The organism is Methylobacterium jeotgali, assembly GCF_022179345.1.
Lineage (GTDB): Bacteria > Pseudomonadota > Alphaproteobacteria > Rhizobiales > Beijerinckiaceae > Methylobacterium > Methylobacterium jeotgali.
In genome coordinates this window covers 60,905-79,998 of sequence record NZ_BPQR01000062.1, presented here as the reverse complement: position 1 = coordinate 79,998, position 19,094 = coordinate 60,905, and the positions used below count along the sequence as shown (strand labels likewise).

The window sequence follows — 19,094 nt, the reverse complement described above, 5'->3', positions numbered from 1 at the left end:
ATCATCTGACGACGGACAAGCCGCGGGAAGGCGCACGCCGTCGAGGACGAGGCTCGCACGGTCCCGTTCGGAAAGAAGCGGCTCAATTGAAGAGCCCCGTCACGGGGAGAGGCGCTGGTAGCGAGGGAGGGATTTGAACCCCCGACACAAGGATTATGATTCCTCTGCTCTGACCAACTGAGCTACCCCGCCACCGGTCGTGCCGCCTCGCGCCGCGCCGGAGCGCGCCCTTCGCGAGGGACAGGGGTCGTATAGGGAGAGGGGCGCGGCGGTGTCAACGGCCTCGGGCGCCTTGCCGCGGGGCGCCTCCGGGGGCGTGCGCGGAGCAGGGACGGACCCGTGCCCCGCCTCGTCGAGCGGCGGACCCACGGCCCGTGATCGGTGCCAGCCCCGCGCCGAAAGGCTCAGGGCGGGGTCGGGTCAGAGCTTCGTCCCGAAGATCTCGGCGACCTGGGGGATGTCCTTGTCGCCCCGTCCCGAGAGGTTGACGACCATGAGGTGATCGGCCGGCCTTTGCGGGGCGAGCTCGAAGACCTTGGCGAGCGCGTGGGCGGGCTCGAGCGCCGGGATGATGCCCTCGAGCGCCGAGCAGAGCTTGAACGCCTCCAGCGTCTCGGAATCGGTGGCCGAGAGGTAGGTGACGCGGCCGGCCTCGTGCAGCCAGGCGTGCTCGGGGCCGATGCCCGGATAGTCGAGCCCCGCCGAGATCGAGTGGGCATCGGCGATCTGGCCGTCGCCGTCCATGAGGAGGTAGGTGCGGTTGCCGTGGAGCACCCCGGGCTTTCCGCCGGTGAGCGAGGCCGCGTGGAGGCCCGAGGAGACGCCGTGACCCGCTGCCTCGACCCCGAAGATCTCGACCTCGGGATCGTCGAGGAACGGGTGGAACAGCCCCATGGCGTTGGAGCCGCCGCCGATGCAAGCCACCAGCGAGTCGGGGAGACGCCCCTCCTGCGCCAGCATCTGCTCTCTCGTCTCGCGGCCGATGATCGACTGGAAGTCGCGCACCATGGCCGGGTAGGGATGGGGGCCGGCCACCGTGCCGATGCAGTAGAACGTGTCGGCGACGTTGGTGACCCAGTCGCGGAGCGCCTCGTTCATGGCGTCCTTGAGGGTCTTCGTGCCGGACTCGACGGGCACCACCTCGGCGCCGAGCATCTTCATGCGGAAGACGTTCGGGGCCTGCCGCGCCACGTCGACGGCGCCCATGTAGACGACGCATTTCAGGCCGAAGCGGGCGCAGAGGGTGGCGGTGGCGACCCCGTGCTGGCCGGCGCCGGTCTCGGCGATGATCCGCGGCTTGCCCATGCGGCGCGCGAGCAGGATCTGCCCGAGCACATTGTTCACCTTGTGGGAGCCGGTGTGGTTCAGCTCCTCGCGCTTGAAGAACACCCGCGCGCCGTGGCCCGAAGGCGCCTTGGCCCGCAGGTGCTCGGTCATGCGCTCGGCGTAGTAGAGCGGGCTCGGCCGGCCGACGTAATGGGTGAGGTAGCCGTCCATCTCCGCCTGGAAGGACGGATCGGCCTTGGCCTCGGCATAGGCCGCCTCCAGGTCGAGGATCAGCGGCATCAGGGTCTCGGCCACGAAGCGGCCGCCGAAGATGCCGAAGCGGCCGCGCTCGTCGGGGCCGTTGCGGAACGAGTTCGGAGGGGGAGCGGCGGTCACGGGGCTCACGCTTGGTTGTTGGTCGATCCTGGGCCGGGGTTTGGGCCCTCCGCCTCGCGATGGCAAGGTGGCGAACCCGCCGCACCCCGACGGCCGGACGTTCAGGTCAGCGTGAAGCGCAGCTCGCCGAGCCCTTCGAGGCTGCAGGCGATGGCATCGCCCGCCTTGAGCCACTGCCGCTCGGCGCGGGGCGCCTTCTCGCCGAAGATCACGCCCTGCGGCGTGCCGGTGTAGAAGATATCGCCCGGCTTCAGGGTCATCACCTTGGACGCGAAGCTGATGAGCTGCCGGCAGTTGAAGATCATGTCGCTCGTGTTCCAGTCCTGCCGCGTGACGCCGTTGACCCGCGTCTCCAGGCGCAGGTTGTTCGGGTCCTTCACACGGTCGCTCGTCACGAGGTAGGGGCCGAGCGGGGCGAAGCCGTCGCAGGTCTTGCCGATCATGAACTGCGAGGTCAGCGTCTGCAGGTCGCGGGCGGAGAAGTCGTTGCCGGTGGCGTAGCCGGCAACATAATCGAGGGCGTCCGCCTCCGACACGTCTCGGCACTCGCGGCCGAACACGATCACCAGTTCGGTCTCGTAGTCGAACTCCCGCGCGGCGGCCGTCGGCAGCTTGATGGTGCCGCCGTGGTGGTTGAGCGCGTTGTTGTACTTGTTGAAGAGCGGCGGGTTCTTCGGGATCGGCGTGCCGGTCTCCTCGGCGTGGTGGCGGTAGTTGAAGCCCATCATCACGATCTTCTCAGGCCGCGTGACGAGGGGCGCGAAGGCGACCTCCGCCTCCTTGAGGTAGAGCCTCGCGTCGCCGCGCGCGGCGGCGCCCTTCAGGATGGCCTGAAGCGCCTCGCCCTTCCCGTTCTGGAGGAGGTCGTCCATGTCGGCGGGCGCCGGCAGGCCCAGCGCCTCGCCGGCGGCGGTGACGTCGAGGATGCCGCGGTCCGTCTTGGCGCCGAGCCGGAAGTCGCCGTCGCGGCGCATGTTGAGGAGCACCGCATCCCGCGGCATGGCGAAACCGCCCTGCGGCGCCCCGGGCGAGGCTGCCGACGCCGCCGAGGCCCCGCCGCCAGCGGCCGCCGCGGCGAGGCCGCCCGCCGTCACGCGCAGAAAATCGCGCCGATCATTGCCCATGCTGACCTCCCGTCGCCGCGGGCGTCTCGTGCGCCCGGCTCTCCCCAGGTTGAACCGGGCGCCGGGAAATCAAGGCGGGCCGGCCTCAGCGCCCGCGCACGGCCTTGACGAAGGCCGCGATCCGTTCGGGGTCCTTGACGCCGGGCCCGCTCTCGACACCGGACGAGACGTCGACCGCCCGTGCGCCCGTCCGGGCGAGCGCCGCGCCGACGCTCGCCGGATCGAGGCCGCCCGAGAGCATCCAGCCCTCGGGCAAGCGGGTGCCGGCGAGCAGCGCCCAGTCGAAGGCGCGGCCGTTGCCGCCGGGAAGCGCGGCGTCGGGGGGCGCCTTGGCGTCGAGGAGGATGCGGTCGGCGACGCCCTCATAGGCGGCGAGCCCCGCGAGATCGTCGCGGACGGCGATGCCGAGCGCCTTCATCACCGGGCGGCGCGAGCGGGCGCGGACCGCTGCGACCCGCTCGGGCGTCTCGCGCCCATGGAGCTGGATCAGGTCCGGGTCCGCGGCCTCCACGAGGGCGTCGAGGAGAGCGTCGTCGGGATCAACGAGGAGCAGCACCCGCTCCGCCCGGCCGCGGGCACGGGCCGCGAGCGCCGCGGCCCGCTCGGGCGCGACGTGCCGGGGGCTCTCGCGGAAATGCACGAAGCCAACGAGGTCGGCGCCGGCCTCGAGCGCCGCGTCGAGCGTGTCCTCGGTCGAGAGGCCGCAGATCTTCACGCGGACGCCGTTCATCGCGCGGCTATAGCACCTTCCGCCGGAACGCGCCGGCTCCGTCGAGCCTAGCGCGGCGCCGGCAGCGCCACGCGGCCGGCGGTCGTCTCCTCGGGCAAGCGGCTGCGCAGGCGCTCGGTCTCGCCCTCGAGGCGGCGGACCTGGCGGCCGCGGTCGCGGGCCCTGCGGCGGGTCGTGCCCTGGCCGAGCCAAGCGCCGACGCCGCCGACCAGGATGCCGATGGCAACGGCGGCGAACACCACGAGGTAGAGCGGCACGGTGACGGCGAAGACCGGCATCTCCGAGAACGGATCGAAGGACAGGCGCACCGCCTCGCGGTTGGCGACCGCGAGCAGGATCACGATCACCGCCACCGGCAGCAGAACCAGACCCTTGAGGAAGCGGATCATCCTGGTCTCCGTAAGGACCGCCGGATCAGAGGGCGGCCGGGGGTTCGGTGCCGGGCGGCGCGCCAATAGATAGAGCACGCTCCGGCGAAGGGGATGCCGGGCACGGGCGGCTCAGGAGGCGGCCTGCGCCGCCTCGCCGATGCCGGCGGCGTTGAGGCGCTGGCGCATCTCCTTGCCGGTCTTGAACACGGGGATCGCCTTCTCGGAGACGGCCACCGCCGCGCCCGTGCGCGGGTTGCGGCCGCGGCGCGCGTCCCGGTGCTTGACGGAGAAGGCGCCGAAGCCCCTGAGCTCCACCCGGTCGCCCCGGGCGAGCGCCTCGGCGATGGTGTCGAGGATCGCGTTCACGAGGGTCTCGACGTCCCGCTGGTAGAGGTGCGGGTTCTGCTCGGCGATCTTCAGAACGAGTTCCGACTTGATCATGCGGCGGTCTTCTCGGGTTCGTCGGAGGCGCCCGGACGGCGCTTCCGGGCCGGGTCTCTCCTGGCGGGACGGGCGGCGCTCCGCTAGCGGGACTCGGCCTCGCCGGGCCGCCAGAGGGCGAGGAGGCCGGTCTGGGTCAGGTCGGCGCGGGCGCCGGCCTCGCGCAGGCGCTCGCCGAGCCCGTCGAGCCCGAGGAGATCGGCGCCGAAGCCCAGCGCCGACCACAGCTTGAAGCCCTTGTCGGTGGTGGGCTTCCAGTCGTTCACGGGGAGGTTCTTGGCGACCTTGCGCTCGTTCTCGAGCCAGGCGATGGCTTGCCGCTCGCTGCCGAGCTCATCCACGAGCTTGAGGGGCACGCTCTGGCGGCCGCTGAACACGCGCCCGTCGGAGACGACGGCGAGCTGCTTGTCGTCCATCCTGCGGCGCTCGGCGACGAGGCCCTTGAACCAGGCGTAGGTGTCCCCGACGACCGCCGCGAGCGCGGCGCGGGCCTCCGGCGAGGTCGGCGCGAAGCCCGAGGGCTCGGCCTTCAGGGGCGAGGACTTCACGGATTCCATCTTGACCCCGACCTTGTCGAGGAGCCCCGAGACCTCGGGGTACTGGAACAGCACGCCGATGGAGCCGACGAGCGAGGTCTCGCGGGCGACGATGTGGTCGGCGGCGATCGCGGTGATGTAGGCGCCCGACGCCGCGGTGCCGTCGACGAAGGCGACGATCGGCTTCTTCTCGGCGAGCGCCCGCAGGTTGCGGAACAGCTCCTCCGAGCCCGTCGTGGTGCCGCCGGGGGAGTTGATCGAGACCACGACGCCGCGCACGGCCGGCGAGTCGCCGACCCGCTTCATGAGCTTGGCGGTGGCCTCGCTGCCGGCGATGAAGCCCGAGATCGAGATGCGCGCGATCTGCGGCTGCACGGCGCCGAACATCCGCCCGTCGCTGCCCGCGCGGACCCGGAAGCCCACCGCGGCGACGGCGACGATCAGGCCGGCGATGCCGAGCACGCGCCACACCGAGAGCTTGCGCCGCAGGCGGCGCCGGTCGATCAGGAGTTCGGCATCTGCGGCCATGATGGTGCCTGTCTCCTCACGGCCTCGGAGCCCCGTTCGAGGCTCCGCGGACCGGTTCCCGGACCCTGCCGCCCACCCGCGCGCGGGGAGGGGCGGGCACCCTGAGCGGTCCCGCCAAGGCTCGGTCGAGGCCCGGTCAAGTCCTTGGCAGACTTGGATTCGCGGGGCCTCGCGCCGTCGGCGTGGCGTGTTCTAGCCGCCGCCGGGCCTCGACGGCAAGGGGCCTCCGGCAGGCGCGTGAGAGGTCCGATCCGCCGGGGATGGGCGCGGCGCCTGCGCCGTGCCAGGCTGCGGGCCGGACGCGCGAGGGGCCCATGACCGATCTCTGCCGGACGACGGCGACGCTGCGCATCGGCGGGGACTGAACGGCCGCCGAGACATGAAAAAAGCCTGCGCGGGAGACATCTCCCGCGCAGGCCCGATGGAATCGGTGCGCCCGGCCTCGCGGCCGGGCAACCGCTCACTCGTCGTCGCCGCGCTTCTTGTTGAAGGCGGCGCCGAGGATGTCGCCGAGGGAGGCGCCGGAATCGGCGGAGCCGAACTGGGCCATCGCCTCCTTCTCCTCGGCCATCTCGAGGGCCTTGATGGAGAGCTGCACGCGGCGGGCCTTGCGGTCGAACTGCGTGACGCGGGCGTCGAACTTCTCGCCGACGGCGAAGCGCTCGGGGCGCTGGTCGCCGCGGTCGCGGGCGAGCTCGGCCCGGCGGATGAAGGTGGAGAGGTCGGTGTCGACGATCTTCACCTCGACGCCGGAATCCTTCACCTCGGTCACCTCGCAGGTGACGACCTGGTTCTTTTTGATGTCGCCGGCCTCGGCGTAGGGGTCGCTGCCGACCTGCTTGACGCCGAGCGAGATGCGCTCCTTCTCGACGTCGACGTCGAGGACCTGCGCCTTGACGATGTCGCCCTTCTTGAACTCCTCGATGACCTGCTCGCCGGGACGGTTCCAGTCGAGATCCGACAGGTGGACCATGCCGTCGACGTCGCCCTCGAGGCCGATGAACAGGCCGAACTCGGTCTTGTTCTTGACCTCGCCCTCGACCTCGGAGCCGACGGGATGCTTCTCGGAGAAGGCCTCCCACGGGTTCTGCAGGGTCTGCTTGAGGCCGAGCGAGATGCGGCGCTTGACCGGATCGACCTCAAGGATCTGCACCTCGACCTCCTGGGAGGTGGAGACGATCTTGCCGGGGTGGACGTTCTTCTTGGTCCAGCTCATCTCGGAGACGTGGATCAGGCCCTCGATCCCCGGCTCCAGCTCCACGAAGGCGCCGTAGTCGGTGATGTTGGTGACGCGGCCCTTGAGCTTGGCGTCCACGGGGTAGCGGGCGGCGATGCCCTCCCACGGATCGGCCAGAAGCTGCTTGATGCCGAGCGAGATGCGGTGCGTCTCGTGGTTGATCTTGATGATCTTGACCTTCACCGTCTGGCCGATGGTCACGACCTCGGACGGGTGGTTCACGCGGCGCCACGCCATGTCGGTGACGTGGAGCAGGCCGTCGATGCCGCCGAGATCGACGAAGGCGCCGTACTCGGTGATGTTCTTGACGACGCCGTCGATGACCTGACCCTCCTCGAGGTTGGCCACCAGCTCGCTGCGCTGCTCGGCGCGGCTCTCCTCGAGCACGGTCCGGCGCGAGACGACGATGTTGCCCCGCCGACGGTCCATCTTGAGGATCTGGAAGGGCTGCGGCGTGCCGAGCAGCGGGGTCACGTCGCGCACCGGGCGGATGTCGACCTGGGAGCGCGGCAGGAAGGCCACGGCGCCGTCGAGATCGACGGTGTAGCCGCCCTTGACTTGGTTGAAGATCGTGCCGGTGACGCGCTCGTTGGCCTCGAAGGCCTTCTCGAGCTTGACCCAGCTCTCCTCGCGGCGGGCCTTGTCACGGGAGATGACGGCCTCGCCGAGCGCGTTCTCGATGCGGTCGACATAGACCTCGACCTCGTCGCCGACGGCGAGCTCGCCCTCGCGGCCGGGGCCGTTGAACTCCTTGAGGGCGACGCGGCCCTCGGTCTTGGCGCCGATGTCGATGACGGCGACGTCCTTCTCGATCGCGACGACGCGACCCTTGACGACGGAGCCCTCGGTGATCTCGTGGCTGAGGAAGGACTCTTCGAGCAGGCTCGCGAAATCCTCGCGGCTCGGGTTGCTCGACAGCGCGGTACCAGCGGTCATGGTGTCTCCTGAGCGGCCCCGCTCACGGGGTCGCACGCGTCGGCGGTTCGCGTTTCGGGTACCCCCGTCCATCGCCGCCTCCGGGGAGACGTGCCGACGCGATCGTCACGCGATGGTCGAGGGCCGTGAGCCTCCGCGCGGCGGTCGGCGGGCGGGCCTCCGGAGGGGAGGCGCACGGCCCGCGGGCGGCCGGCGAACGGATCACGTGGGTGAGCCCATACGCGATCGGGGCCGATCCGGCAACCGGACGGCCCTCTGTCGGCATATAGGCGAAGGCTCGCGACGGCGCCTCAGGCGTCGTCGTCCTCGTCGTCCTGGTGGCGGCCCTTGAGGCGGGCGAAGACCGAGTCGGCGTCGATGCGCTCCTCGCGGCCGGGCTTGCGCTCCTCCTCCTCCGGCTCCGGCGCCGTGGTGACGTCGGCAGGCAGGAGCGAGGCGCCGGCCTCGGCGATCGCCGCTGGACGGTCCTTGGCGGCGCGCTGCACCTCGAAGTCGAGGTCGATCTGCGAGCAGAGGCCGAGCGTCACCGGGTCCATCGGCTGGAGCTGGCTGGAGTTCCAGTGGGTGCGGCCGCGGATCTGCTGGATCGTCGACTTGGTGGTGCCGACGAGGCGGATGATCTGCGCGTCCTTAAGCTCGGGGTGGTTGCGCAGCAGCCAGAGGATCGCGTTCGGGCGGTCCTGGCGGCGGGAGAGGGGGGTGTAGCGCGGGCCCTTGGTGGTGCGCTTGACCTCGGGCAGTTTCACCTTCGAGACCGCCACCTTGAGGCGGTAGCTCGGGCTCTTCTGGGCTTTCTCGATCTCGTCGCGGGTGAGCTGGCCCGTGGAGACCGGATCGAGCCCCTTGATGCCGGCGGCGACCTCGCCGTCGGCGATGCCCTTCACCTCGAGCGGGTGCAGCTTGCAGAAATCGGCGATCTGCTCGAAGGCGAGCGAGGTGTTCTCCACCAGCCACACGGCGGTGGCCTTCGGCATCAGCGGGCCCTGGGACATCGGGAACGGCTCCAACGGATTCAGCGGAGTCGGGTCGGTCCGGAGACTGACCGTCCGCCCGTTCCGGGGGCGAAGGCCGGAACGTCCCGTCTCACGCTGCTAAAGGGAATGCGCGCACTATAGGCAGCGCGGCGATGGCGTGCAATCGCCGCGCGCCGGTATCTCCGATCGACGGAACGCGGTCAGCGCGGGGCGGCCGGGGGGCGGTAGGCCTCGGCGGGAAGGTCGCGCGACAGGCTCTCGCCCGCGGGCGCGCGGCCCTGGGCGGGGCTCGGCACCTCGGCGGGCCGGGGGCCGTCGGTGATGTAGCGCTGCGGGCCGCCGGGGCGGGGCGGGGGAGCCTCGGCGGGCGCCGGAGCGGGGGCCTCCGGGGCCGCGGGCGGGAGCGTGGGGGCGAGGTAGCGCCGCCCGGCATCGCCCGGCCTCGGCTCCGGAGGCGGCGCGACGGGAGGCGCAGGCTGCCGCGGCGAAGTGATGGCGGCCTGCGGAGGCGCCTCCGGCGGCTTCGGCTTCGGCGGCGCCTCGGGCTGGGGCCGGGCCGCAGCCTGCGTGGGCGCCGGGGGCCGGGGCGGGGCGCGCCGCGCGGGGCGGGCAGCGGGCGCGGCGAAGCCGCCCTCCGGCAGGACGATGGTCAGGCCCTCGACGGCGGCGACGAGGGTGTCGAGGCTGGCCTCGGCCGTGCGGCAGAGCCGGATCCGCAGGGAGAGGGCGCGCCGGCCGGAGGCCGATTGCGGCAGGGGCCCGAACAGGCCGCCCGCCGCCACGCGGGTGCCGGCGGCCGGACGCTCGAACCATTGCCAGGCGTAGAGGCAGTCGGCCGAGAGCGCGATGCCGACCGGGCCGTAGGCGTTCCGGCGCGGGCTCGTCAGGACCCGCATCGCCTGGCCGGGAAAGCGGACGGCGATCTCCCCCTCGATCCCGAACTGGCTCGGCTTCGACAGGCGCGGCGGGAAGGCGAGCAGGAGGTCGCCGGTCTCGTTGCGCAGCGCGATCTCGGCATGGTTGCGCCCGTCGCCGCCCGCGTAGCGGATGCGCTGGTCGAAGCCGTCGCGCAGGCGCGTCTCCACGACGCCGGCCACGGTTCCGGCGCCCGGAAGGCGCAGGGCCGGCGCGGTCTGAGCCTGCGCCGGTCCGCCGAGAAGGCCGACCCCGGCCGCGAGGGCGACGAGGAGCGCGGCGCGCCGGCCGTTGCGAAGGGTCCTCATGGGGTGGCGCTGCCGGCCGGCCCGGCGCCGGAGGAGAGCCGGGAGGGCATCGAGAAGCGGTCGCTCTCGGCGGAGGGGCCACGGCCGCGCTCGGCCTGCTGCTCCTGCCAGAGCGTGCCCTGGGCGGGCAGCGGCAGCGTCTCGGGCTTGTCGAGGCCGTTGTAGCCGGGGAGCAGCGCGTAGCCGAAGCGCTCGTAGGGCATCGCGCCCGCCCCCGGCGCCCGGCGGGCGACGAGAGGTGCCGGGCTGGTCGCCGGCTCGCGGGCGTAGGCGCCGGCGGGGACGGGCTCGGCGAGCGCCCTCTGCACGGAGGCCGGGGGATAGCGCAGCGGATTCTCCATCGGGACGGCGAGCGGGAACTCGTTGCGCTGCACGGCCGGCGGCGCCGCGCCCTGCACCCCCGTCGCGGCGTCCGGCCGCGGCACCCGGCCATAGGAGGCCTGCGCCTCGGCCCGCGCGTCCGGCCGCACGGCGGACGGCGTCTGGCCCCGTGGCGGCGCGGCAGCCTGCGGTTGGGCCTGGGTCTGGGCCTCGCAGGGCAGGGGCGGGCCGCCTCCGCCCTCTCGGAAGAGCAGGTCGACGACCTTCGGGAACAGGCCGTCGGAACGGTTGACGGTCTCGAGATAGGGGCGCTGGCGCTTGAGCCGCTGGAGGGTCAGCGCGTAGCCGAACACCGTCGACTCGCCCGGCAGCCAGGCGACGGCGCGCTGGAACCACTCGAGGGCGCTGTCGAACTGGCAGGAGTTGTAGGCGTACCAGGCGAGCCCCTGGGCGCCCTCGCCGGAGTTCGTCGCGATGACGACCTTGGCGTACCGGTCGATCCGGGCGGGCTCGATGAAGGGCGGGTTCGCGAGCGTCAGCTTCCGCTCCAGGATGTCGATGAACAGGAGCTCGTTGCCGACGAAGCGGTCGCGCCAGGCATAGGCGACCTCCTCGGCCTCCCGCAGCATGTTCAGCTCGCGCAAGGTGTGGGCGAGACCGTGGGCGACCATGGCGTCGCCGCCCTTGGCGATGGCGAGCTTGAACCACTCCAGCGCCTCCCGGAACTGGCGGCGCTTGTAGGCGTACCAGCCGAGAAGCCCCGTCTGGCTCGGCTCCCCGACCTTGCGGGCATAGGCCTGGAAGGCGGTGAGGTCGGACAGCGTCGGGGTCTCGGCCGGCTCGTCGTGCAGGAAGGCGGCGATGCGGGCGCGGGTGACGTCGAGACGGATCGCGTCGAACTCGGAGCCGCCCTCGGCGTCCCGGCGGCCCATGGCGATCAGCCGCTCGGCCTGGTCCATCCTGAGGTGGCCCATCGCCTTCTGGATCGTGGCGAGCCGGGCGCCGGCATCCGCGCCCCCGTCGAGGACGGACTTGTAGAGGGTGAACGCATCCTCGGAGGCGCCCGAGGCGGCGAGCGCGTCGGCGATCGTCCAGAGGCTTTCGACGTCGACCGGGTCGAGGGCGCCGGCATCCGCCCGGTAGAGCGCCACGACCTCGTCCGGGGTGGAGGCCTTCCGGATCGAATCGCGGAACTCGGCCCGGCGGAGCTTGCGCGCCAGCTCCTCCGAGGGCTGCCAGGCCGGGTCGACGGAGCGGCGAAGCGCGATGGCCGCCCGGAGGTCGGCGAAGCGGCCGGCGGTGAAGAGGTCCCAGAGCGGGGCTTCCTCGGGGGGGCTCGGCTGCAGGCTGTCGAGGTCGGGCGGCTCGGTCCAGCCGGGGTAGAGCCGCTTCAGCCGGGCGATCTCCGCCTTCATCCGGGCGGTCTGCTTCTGGGAGGCGTAGTAGCGCAGCGCGCTCTCGTCGACCATGCCGGAGGCGCCCGAGGTCTCGGGCTCGACCATGATCGCCGGGGCGCGGGCGCCGTCCCCGTAGACGATGCGCGGCGGGGCCGCCTCGGGCGCCGGCTTGCCCTGGCCCTGCGCGGCGACCGCGGCGGTGCCCGCGAGCAGCAGCGCGAGGCCGAGCCCCGGCCGCCCGAGACCGGAGCGGCGGGCGCGGCGATCCGGCGGCGGGCTCACGACCTGAGGCATGACGGGTAGCGCATCCGGGCGGCGGCGAGGGTCAGGAGGTGGAGCGTCGTCGGATAGTAGTTCTGGCCATCCTGCACCGTGGTCAGCGCCTCGGGAATCGGGGTGGCGTCGACGGCGCAGGCGACGAGGGCCGGCAGGGCCGCGTAGCCCGGCTCGGTGAGCCACTCGACGGGCCGCCCGTCCCGGGTGTCGACGATCGGCAGGCGCTCCCGGTCGAGGCCGCCCCAGAGGGTCTTGAAGGGGGCGTAGTCCTCCGGCCGGCCGACGCCGGCCCAGGCGAGATAGAGGGGCACCCGCACCGCGTTGTAGGAGAACAGGGCCGGGAAGCCGTCGGCGGGGCGCAGGGCGTCCTCGCGGGCGGAGATCCACTCGGTCGGCAGGTTCGACGGGCCGAAGCGGGCGCGGCGCAGGATCTCGACGCCGCTGCGGATCACCGAGGCCCAGTCGTATTCCGGCGCGACGAGGCCGAGCCGCTGGAAGGCCGGGAACACCCAGTAGGACAGATTGACGAGGGGCCCGTCCGCCCGGTCGCGGGCGGAGAAGCCGGAGACGCCGGGCAGGATCAGCGGGCCGTGGGGGTCCTTGAACAGGATCGTCTTGCGGCCGAACTCGACGGCGATGCGCCGCGCCGCCGTGCGGTAGGCGGGCTCCCCCCAGGCCTCGGCCGCCTCGGTCAGGGCCCAGGCCACCAGGATGTCGCCGTCGGTGGCGTTGTTCATGTCGGAGACGCCGGGGCGGTGGTCGGGCGCCCATCGCCAGGCCGCGAGCGCGTCGCTGCGGACCATCAGGTTGGCGCGGGTCCAGCCCCAGATCCGCTCGAAGGCGGCCCGGTCGCCGGCCGCCACGGCGAGGAGCATGCCGTAGCCCTGGCCCTCGCTGTGGCTGATCCCGCCGTTGGCCGTGTCGACGACCCGGCCGCGCTCGGTGACGAAGCGGGCCCGGTAGACCGCCCAGGCGGCGGCATCGAGGGTCCCGGCGAGCGCCGGCCCGGCGCCGGCGCGGACGGGCGCCCCGGCGGGGGGCACGTTGGGCGGCGGGGCGCCTGGCAGGGCGGTGGCGGACGGCACGGCGGCCTCCGGGGTCTCGGCCCGCCCTGCGCCGGGCGCGGCGAGGGAGAGGGCGGCGAGGGCGAGGCGGAGCAGGCCGGCGGAGGGCATCACGCGTTCCTCCGTCCGAGCCGGCGCACGAGGCTCGTGGTGGCAAGCCCGAGGCACAGGGCCATGGTCAGCGTCAGGCCGACATAGACCATCGGGTTCAGCGACAGCCACGCCGCCGCGACGAGGCGCAGGTTCGCGAGGCTGCGCACGTGGGTCTCGACGAGGTCGACGCGGTCCGGCTCGACGAGGCTGAGGCTGCCGTCGGACGCGTCGAGGAAGGCCGCCCGCCCCGTGAGCCGCGTCCAGACCACGGGGTCGACGAGGCAGGAGACAGAGGCCTTGAGCATCGAGGCGTTGGGCGAGGTCACCAGCACCGTGCCGCCGCCGAGATCGGCCCCGGCGCTCTCGGCGAGGATCAGCGAGGCGCGCGGGTTCATCGGCACGTCCTCGGGGGGCCGCTCGCGGGCCCAGCCGAGGGCCGCGTCCTTCGCCCGCCCGGTCCAGTCCATGACCTGCCCCAGGCCGTTGGCGAGGACGGCCGGGACGAAGCGGGAGCTGCGCATCGTCTCGTCCCAGCGGGCGATGATCTCCTCCTCGGAGCCGGCCTCCGGCCCCGGCGCGGCGGGGCGCGCCGGAGGCGGGGGAGCGGCCGGCGCCGGAGCCGGTGCGGGGCTCGCGGAGGCGACCCGGACCGGGGCCGAGGAGGGCGGCAGGGCGCAGCGCATGGGCAGGTTGCGGCGCAGACGGTCGAGGGTCAGCACGCCCTCGGCCCCGAACGCGCCCGGCGTCGCCACGGTCTCGGCGCGGCCCTCCCAGGCCCGGCGGATCGCGTCGGGATCGAGGCCGACCGCCTCGATCACCGTCGGCGGGACCGCGCGGGCGGGCGCCACGACCAGGTTCGCCCCCGGCGGCGGGCGGACCTGCGTCGTCAGCTCGAAGTCGACGACGCGGCCGGCGGCGATGGCGAGGCGCGCGGCGATCATGGCGGCGGCATCGGCCGAGTCGCGGTCCGGCGTCGGCAGGACGAGGCGCGGGCGGCTGCCGGGGGCCAGCAGCGGCCCGGCCCCCGCCTTGAGCACCGCGAGATCGGGATTGCGCACGGCGCGGGCGAGCGCCGGGATCTCGAGGCGCGCCTTGTCGAGGATCAGGAAGCGGGCCTGCCGCGCCCCTTGGGCGAGGGTGTCGCAGACCTTGTCGGAGGCCGTCGGCAGCTGGGCGCTGACGTCGACGCGGTTGAGGCCCGGCCGCCACAGGCTCAGGGGCAGCGGGATGGTGCTGTCGTCGAAGACCTCGCCGCGCGTGTGCGGCAGGGCGAGGCTCGCGGCGTTGCGGCCGTTGATGTCGATGACGATCTGCGCGCTCGGGTCGAGGCCCGCCGCGTAGCCCCCGGCGAGGTGCAGCATCACCTTGCCGTAGTCCGCGGGCACGAAATCGGCGGGAAAGCGGATCTCGAAGCCGATCCGCAGGAGGCGCCCATCGAACTCGCGGGTGGCGCCGCCGAGCTGCTCCAGGGTGACGCTCTCGCCGCCCGTCACCTCGTAGCCGCGGGTCAGGCGCGCCAGCTCGGCACCGAGCTTCGTGCCGGAGCGGTCGCCGGAGGCGGCCAGATCGGCGATGGCCTGTCGCAGGTCGGCATCGGTCGGGCCCGTGACGACGAGGACCGGCGCCCGGTTGGTGCGGGGCGCCAGCAGGGCGAGGCGCGGCCCGGTGACGGGACCGATCTCCTCCACGCCCTCGACGCCGCGGATCTCGGCAGGAGTGCCGACGACGAGGCTGACGCCGGTGCGCCCGGGGAGCGGCGGCCCGAAGCTGACCGCCGGCCGCGCCAGGCGCCCGACCAGCGCCAGCGCCTGCACCGCCCCGATCATCCGCTCCAGGCGCTGCAGGCTCGGCTTCTCGCCGAGCACCACGCCGACGGGCAGCGCGCCGCTCTCGTCGGGCTCGAGGGCGGCCAGCGTCCGGAGATCGAGGTCCGCGGCGGGCGGCACCACGAGGCCGGAGCGGGAGGGGTCGATCTGCGTCCAGAGCTCGTAGGTCGCGGCGAGGGAGCAGTCGACCCGGTGGCGCTGGCGCGCGGTGAAGGCGACGGCGTTGTAGCCCGCCTTGAGCACGCCGTCGGGCAGCGCGAACTCGACGACTTTCACGGCGCCGGGCGCCTGGATCCGGGTCCAGCCGACCTTGACCCCGTTGACGAGGCCGGCGAGCTCCGAGGATTCCGGCGCCACCGAGATCGCCGAGATGTAGGAGACCCGCAGGCGCGCGGGCCCCCGCACCTGTGCCTCCGTCAGGTAGACGGGAAAGCGCAGCTCGGCCTCCTCGCCGGCGAGGCGGTAGCCGCGGGTCCCGGCGGGGAAGCGTCGCGCCGCCACGATGGTCGCCTGGACCGGCGGGCGCCGCCCGGCCGGGTCGGCGGCCTCCGGCGCCGGGGGGCGCGGCGCCTGGACGGCGGGCCCCGGAGCCGGCGGGGCCGGGATCGCGGGCGCCTGCGGCGGCGGGGATGCCGGGGGCCGGCGCAGGGCATCGCCGGCCGGGGGCACGGTCAGCCGCTCCGCCGGGCCGGCGCCGAGGAAGCTCTGCGCCAGCGCCGGGCCGGGACCGGCGGGAGTCAGGGAGGCCAGCAGGCCGGCCAGGAGGACAGCCAGGAGGGCGGCGAGGCGGTGCGGGGCCGGCGGGAGCGGGGCGCCCATGGCTCAGATCGGGCTCGTGCGGCGCCGACGCTGGGCGTCGAGGAGGCGCTCGTTCTCGAGGTCGAGCATCTGGCGCACCCAGTCGCCGGCGCCGTCCCCGTCCGGGCCCGCGCCCGACGCCGGGCGGACGGCCGGGGCGCCCGCGGCGACGCTCGCGACCGGATTGGGGCTGAGCGGCATCTCCGGGAGGGCGGCCGCGGCGGGCGCGTCGTAGACCGGCCGGGCGTCGGCGGCGGTCTCGTCGGGCACCGGGCGCGCGTCGCCGGCGAGCAGGACGCGCAGGGCGCGCACGGGCTCGGAGAAGCCCCACCAGACGAACTGCGCGGTGCCGGTGAGGATGTCCTTGTGGCGCCGCCGGCGGAGCTGGAAGCGCCGCATCGCCTCGGCGTCCCCGTACATCAGGCCGGCCAGCGCGGTGTAGTCCTGCGGCCGCAGGCGCCCGAAGACGAGGCGGCAGACGGCCTCGTCGCCCGCTCGCTCGACGCTCTCCAGGGCGACGGGCAGGGGCCCGGCCGGGGGCGCGCCCTCGACGGGCACGACGGTGAGCGCGCCGGGCAGCGCCCGCTGGCCGGCGCCGGGGGCCAGCATCGCGGCGGGCAGGCGCACGGTGCAGGCCTCCGCCGAGACCCGCTCGACGGCGACGTCGACGGCCCGGCCGCCGAGGGTCATCAGGGCGCGCCGCCGCACGGCGAGCGAGGGGGTGCGCTCGAGCTGGCGGCGCTCGGCGCAGACCCCGAGCGCGGCGCCGGCCGTCAGCAGGTTGAACAGGTTCCAGAGGCCGACGACCAGCATCAGGTTGGTCACGCCCGGCTCGAACAGGTAGCGCCAGGCCGCCACCGCGCAGCCGGCGAGCAGCAGCCCGTAGACCACGAAGAAGGGCAGCGCCGCCGAGGAGATGTGGTCGTGATCGAGGCTGACGCCCTTGTCGGTGACGTTGAAGGTCGGCTTTCGCGGCGACCAGATCACCGAGACGATGGCCTTGGACAGGTACAGGCCCTGGACGTACTCGTAGAGCTCCGAGACGAAGGGCCAGCGGAACTTCCCGTAGACGTAGTTCTGCATCATCAGGTTGATGACGATGTAGGTCGCCGTGTAGGCGATCGATTCATCGACGCTCGCGACGAAGATCTTCAGGTCGAAGAAGATGTGCAGCAGCGGCGCGAACATGAAGATCAGCCGCGGGACGGGAAAGAACCAGAACGTCATACTCGACAGGTAGGCGAGCTTCTGGATCGGCTTGAGGCCCTTCTGGAAGGCGGGGTTCTTCAGGAGCAGGATCTGGAACATGCCCTGGCACCAGCGGGAGCGCTGGCCGATGAAGGCGGTGAGCGTCTCGGGCTGGAGGCCGGCGATGAGGGGCTTGTCGACGTAGGCGCTCGTCCAGCCGCGGGCGTGCAGCTCGAAGGCGGTCTCGCAATCCTCGGTGATGGTGATGCCCGAGAAGCCGCCCGCCTCGTCGAGCGCCGTCCGGCGCAGGAGCGCGGCCGAGCCGCAGAAGAACGAGCCGTTCCACTTGTCGAGCCCGGCCTGGGTCACCGCGTAGAACATCTCGTTCTCCGACGGCATCCGCGCGAAGGTGCGCAGGTTGCGCTCGATCGGGTCGGGGTTGAGGAAGGCGTGGGGCGTCTGGACGAGGAAGAGCTTCGGGTCCTGCGCGAAGTAGCCGACCGTCTCGGCGAGGAAGGAGCGGAAGGGGACGTGGTCGGCGTCGAGCACCGCGACGAGGTCGCCGGTGGCATGCGCGAGGCCGTTGTTGAGGTTGCCGGCCTTCGCGTGGAGGTTGCGCGGGCGGGTCAGGTAGCGCACGCCGAGATCGGCGCAGAGCGCCTGCAGCTCCACCCGTCGCGCCTGGGCGGCCCGCGCCTTCTCGGGGTCGGAATCCGCGCATTTCTGGTCGGTGCCGCCGTCGTCGAGGAGCCAGACGGTGAGCTTCTCGGGCGGGTAGTTCATCTGGCGCGCGGCGGCGAGCGTCATCGCCAGGATCGCGGCGTCCTCGTTGTAGCTCGGCACGAACACGTCGACGCTCGGCAGCTCCGCCGCCGGGGCGGCCGGTGGCGGCGGGCGGCGCAGGGGATCGGCGTTGATGACCAGGCTGACGAACAGGATGAAGACGCAGTAGAGCTCGCCGACGAGCAGCAGCAGACCGAAGCCGAAGCTCACGGGGTCGCCCGGCGAGGGCAGGGTCTCCGTCAGGCGCCAGAGGATGTAGCGCAGCACGACGAGGCTGCCGAGGGCGAGGAACACGAAGCGGGTGCGCGGCCCGTCGAGGAACAGCCAGAGCACGATCATCGCCGCCATGGCGGCGAGGCTCATGGCGAGCTGGTTCTGGGTGCCGACGGGCTGGCTCAGCAGGACGAGGCCGGCGAGGGTCGTCCCGATCCATGCCAGCCAACGCAACGCCACGAGCGATCTCCGATACCGCCTTCAGTTGTATCGAGAAAGAATGACCGTTTCCCGAATCAGTCTCGCGGCAGGCTCCGGCGCGCCGTGTTTCGCATCGGATCATCTTCCAAAAGCCACCGCCGATGGCAAGGCGGTATTTCCGCCGGCGCCAAGCTCAGTCCGGCGGTGATCAAGAGAAATACGTCGTCGTCACGGTCTAGCGATGCGACCTTTCGCCTCGAAGCCGCTTGCCGACGATCTGAGCGGCGCAACCGGAAGCTCTCTCCGGCCGGGAAAGACTTCGGAATCGATACAATTTTCATGAAATCTGTGCCGACTCCGACAAGCAAGGCTTTCGTCAGAAATTCGCGCGGGCCTCGACACTGGAATAATAGCCCGTTCCCTGGACGCGGTCGCGGACATAGCCCACGGCCAGCGACATCTTCACGGGTCCGAAGCTGACGCCGGTCAGATGAGCGCCGACACGATACTGCCGGAAGAAATCGTCCCCGAGAAACAGGGCTTCCGGTCCGATGTAGACGCCGTCCGCGACCATATAGCCGACACGAAAGCGCGAGTAATACGCGTTGAAGTTGGTCGAGTACGAGCCGTAGGCCGAGACCATCGTCCGATCGGTCGGATTCGCGTAAAAGTTGCCGGCGACCTTCAGCCCGACGCCGGTCCCGACGACCGGGTTGCCGGGATCGGAGATGGAGAGCTGGTTGCTGCGGACATTGAGGCCGATGTAGCCGGCGAGCGCGGCGTCCTGCCAGACCCACTCGTAGCCACCCATCAGCGAGCCTTCCTGCTGATAGCCCGTGACGCGGGAGGCGACCGCCTGGCCCGGATAGGCGTAGGTGCCGGCCACGCCCTCGACCCGCACCCGGGCGCCGCTCACCGTTGGGGGCGCGGTGAGCGCGGCCGTGACCGTCACAGAGCCGAAGGCGGAGCTGTTCGAGGTGACGCTGGCCGAGCCGTCGACGGCGACCGCCCAGCTGTCGTCGACGGCCTGCTGCTGCGCGCCCGTGTACCAGTCGGCGGTGCCCGCCGAGGGACGCGGCAGGTCGGCCGCGAGCGCCGGGCCGGCGCCGAGCGGCGCCGCGAGCAGAAGCGCGATCCGGCGGGCGCGAGTCCTGTCGAGAGTCGCCAAGGCC

14 protein-coding genes and 1 tRNA gene are annotated in these 19,094 nt (G+C 72.7%); all 15 read right to left on the bottom strand.

Features of this window, described 5'->3' with window-relative positions; genetic code table 11:
- Window positions 1-115: 115 nt before the first annotated feature.
- A tRNA-Met gene (locus MFF04_RS17650) sits at window positions 116-192 on the bottom strand.
- A 228-nt stretch (window positions 193-420) separates the two neighbouring features.
- Entirely contained in the window at window positions 421-1,662 is a 1,242-nt protein-coding gene (trpB, locus tag MFF04_RS17645) for a tryptophan synthase subunit beta (protein ID WP_238277717.1), read from the bottom strand.
- A gap of 101 nt (window positions 1,663-1,763) precedes the next feature.
- On the bottom strand, window positions 1,764-2,786 hold the full coding sequence (locus MFF04_RS17640; RefSeq protein WP_238277699.1) for a fumarylacetoacetate hydrolase family protein: 1,023 nt from the start codon (window positions 2,784-2,786) through the stop codon (window positions 1,764-1,766).
- Between the two features lie 85 nt (window positions 2,787-2,871).
- A complete protein-coding gene (locus MFF04_RS17635; RefSeq protein ID WP_238277697.1) occupies window positions 2,872-3,516 on the bottom strand; it encodes a phosphoribosylanthranilate isomerase in 645 nt (214 codons plus the stop codon).
- Window positions 3,517-3,563: 47 nt separating this feature from the next.
- Entirely contained in the window at window positions 3,564-3,905 is a 342-nt protein-coding gene (locus MFF04_RS17630) for a lipopolysaccharide assembly protein LapA domain-containing protein (RefSeq protein ID WP_238277695.1), read from the bottom strand.
- A gap of 111 nt (window positions 3,906-4,016) precedes the next feature.
- Complete coding sequence (gene ihfB, locus MFF04_RS17625) at window positions 4,017-4,328, bottom strand: integration host factor subunit beta (protein WP_238277693.1); 312 nt, start codon at window positions 4,326-4,328, stop codon at window positions 4,017-4,019.
- An 83-nt stretch (window positions 4,329-4,411) separates the two neighbouring features.
- Window positions 4,412-5,392 (bottom strand): signal peptide peptidase SppA, encoded by a 981-nt coding sequence (gene sppA / locus MFF04_RS17620; RefSeq protein WP_238277691.1) that lies wholly within the window; start codon window positions 5,390-5,392, stop codon window positions 4,412-4,414.
- A 460-nt stretch (window positions 5,393-5,852) separates the two neighbouring features.
- Window positions 5,853-7,565: a 30S ribosomal protein S1 gene (rpsA, locus tag MFF04_RS17615; RefSeq protein ID WP_238277689.1), complete on the bottom strand. Its 1,713-nt coding sequence runs from the start codon at window positions 7,563-7,565 to the stop codon at window positions 5,853-5,855.
- A gap of 290 nt (window positions 7,566-7,855) precedes the next feature.
- Window positions 7,856-8,557 (bottom strand): DUF1013 domain-containing protein, encoded by a 702-nt coding sequence (locus MFF04_RS17610; protein WP_238277687.1) that lies wholly within the window; start codon window positions 8,555-8,557, stop codon window positions 7,856-7,858.
- Between the two features lie 182 nt (window positions 8,558-8,739).
- A complete protein-coding gene (gene bcsN / locus MFF04_RS21955) occupies window positions 8,740-9,762 on the bottom strand; it encodes a cellulose biosynthesis protein BcsN (protein ID WP_283206385.1) in 1,023 nt (340 codons plus the stop codon).
- Window positions 9,759-11,774 carry a hypothetical protein gene (locus tag MFF04_RS17595; protein WP_238277685.1) on the bottom strand — a complete coding sequence of 672 codons (2,016 nt, stop codon included), beginning with the start codon at window positions 11,772-11,774 and terminating at the stop codon, window positions 9,759-9,761. The genes bcsN and MFF04_RS17595 overlap by 4 nt, the downstream gene beginning before the upstream one ends.
- Window positions 11,759-12,931: a family 8 glycosyl hydrolase gene (locus MFF04_RS17590; protein WP_238277715.1), complete on the bottom strand. Its 1,173-nt coding sequence runs from the start codon at window positions 12,929-12,931 to the stop codon at window positions 11,759-11,761. The genes MFF04_RS17595 and MFF04_RS17590 overlap by 16 nt, the downstream gene beginning before the upstream one ends.
- Window positions 12,931-15,558 (bottom strand): cellulose biosynthesis cyclic di-GMP-binding regulatory protein BcsB, encoded by a 2,628-nt coding sequence (locus tag MFF04_RS17585; RefSeq protein ID WP_238277682.1) that lies wholly within the window; start codon window positions 15,556-15,558, stop codon window positions 12,931-12,933. Before MFF04_RS17585 ends, MFF04_RS17590 begins: the two co-directional genes overlap by 1 nt.
- Window positions 15,559-15,561: 3 nt before the next feature.
- Window positions 15,562-17,961: a UDP-forming cellulose synthase catalytic subunit gene (bcsA, locus tag MFF04_RS17580; RefSeq protein WP_373320107.1), complete on the bottom strand. Its 2,400-nt coding sequence runs from the start codon at window positions 17,959-17,961 to the stop codon at window positions 15,562-15,564.
- A gap of 337 nt (window positions 17,962-18,298) precedes the next feature.
- Window positions 18,299-19,090 (bottom strand): cellulose biosynthesis protein BcsS, encoded by a 792-nt coding sequence (gene bcsS, locus MFF04_RS17575; RefSeq protein ID WP_373320106.1) that lies wholly within the window; start codon window positions 19,088-19,090, stop codon window positions 18,299-18,301.
- Window positions 19,091-19,094 lie beyond the last annotated feature (4 nt).

Bases quoted from the DNA above. Each gene is read 5' to 3' on its own strand.
- rpsA (WP_238277689.1), bottom strand. From the start codon at position 7,565: ATGACCGCTGGTACCGCGCTGTCGAGCAACCCGAGCCGCGAGGATTTC.
- sppA (WP_238277691.1), bottom strand. From the start codon at position 5,392: ATGGCCGCAGATGCCGAACTCCTGATCGACCGGCGCCGCCTGCGGCGC.
- bcsN (WP_283206385.1), bottom strand. From the start codon at position 9,762: ATGAGGACCCTTCGCAACGGCCGGCGCGCCGCGCTCCTCGTCGCCCTC.
- ihfB (WP_238277693.1), bottom strand. From the start codon at position 4,328: ATGATCAAGTCGGAACTCGTTCTGAAGATCGCCGAGCAGAACCCGCAC.
- MFF04_RS17590 (WP_238277715.1), bottom strand. From the start codon at position 12,931: ATGCCCTCCGCCGGCCTGCTCCGCCTCGCCCTCGCCGCCCTCTCCCTC.
- MFF04_RS17585 (WP_238277682.1), bottom strand. From the start codon at position 15,558: ATGGGCGCCCCGCTCCCGCCGGCCCCGCACCGCCTCGCCGCCCTCCTG.
- MFF04_RS17630 (WP_238277695.1), bottom strand. From the start codon at position 3,905: ATGATCCGCTTCCTCAAGGGTCTGGTTCTGCTGCCGGTGGCGGTGATC.
- MFF04_RS17595 (WP_238277685.1), bottom strand. From the start codon at position 11,774: ATGCCTCAGGTCGTGAGCCCGCCGCCGGATCGCCGCGCCCGCCGCTCC.
- MFF04_RS17610 (WP_238277687.1), bottom strand. From the start codon at position 8,557: ATGTCCCAGGGCCCGCTGATGCCGAAGGCCACCGCCGTGTGGCTGGTG.
- MFF04_RS17640 (WP_238277699.1), bottom strand. From the start codon at position 2,786: ATGGGCAATGATCGGCGCGATTTTCTGCGCGTGACGGCGGGCGGCCTC.
- MFF04_RS17635 (WP_238277697.1), bottom strand. From the start codon at position 3,516: ATGAACGGCGTCCGCGTGAAGATCTGCGGCCTCTCGACCGAGGACACG.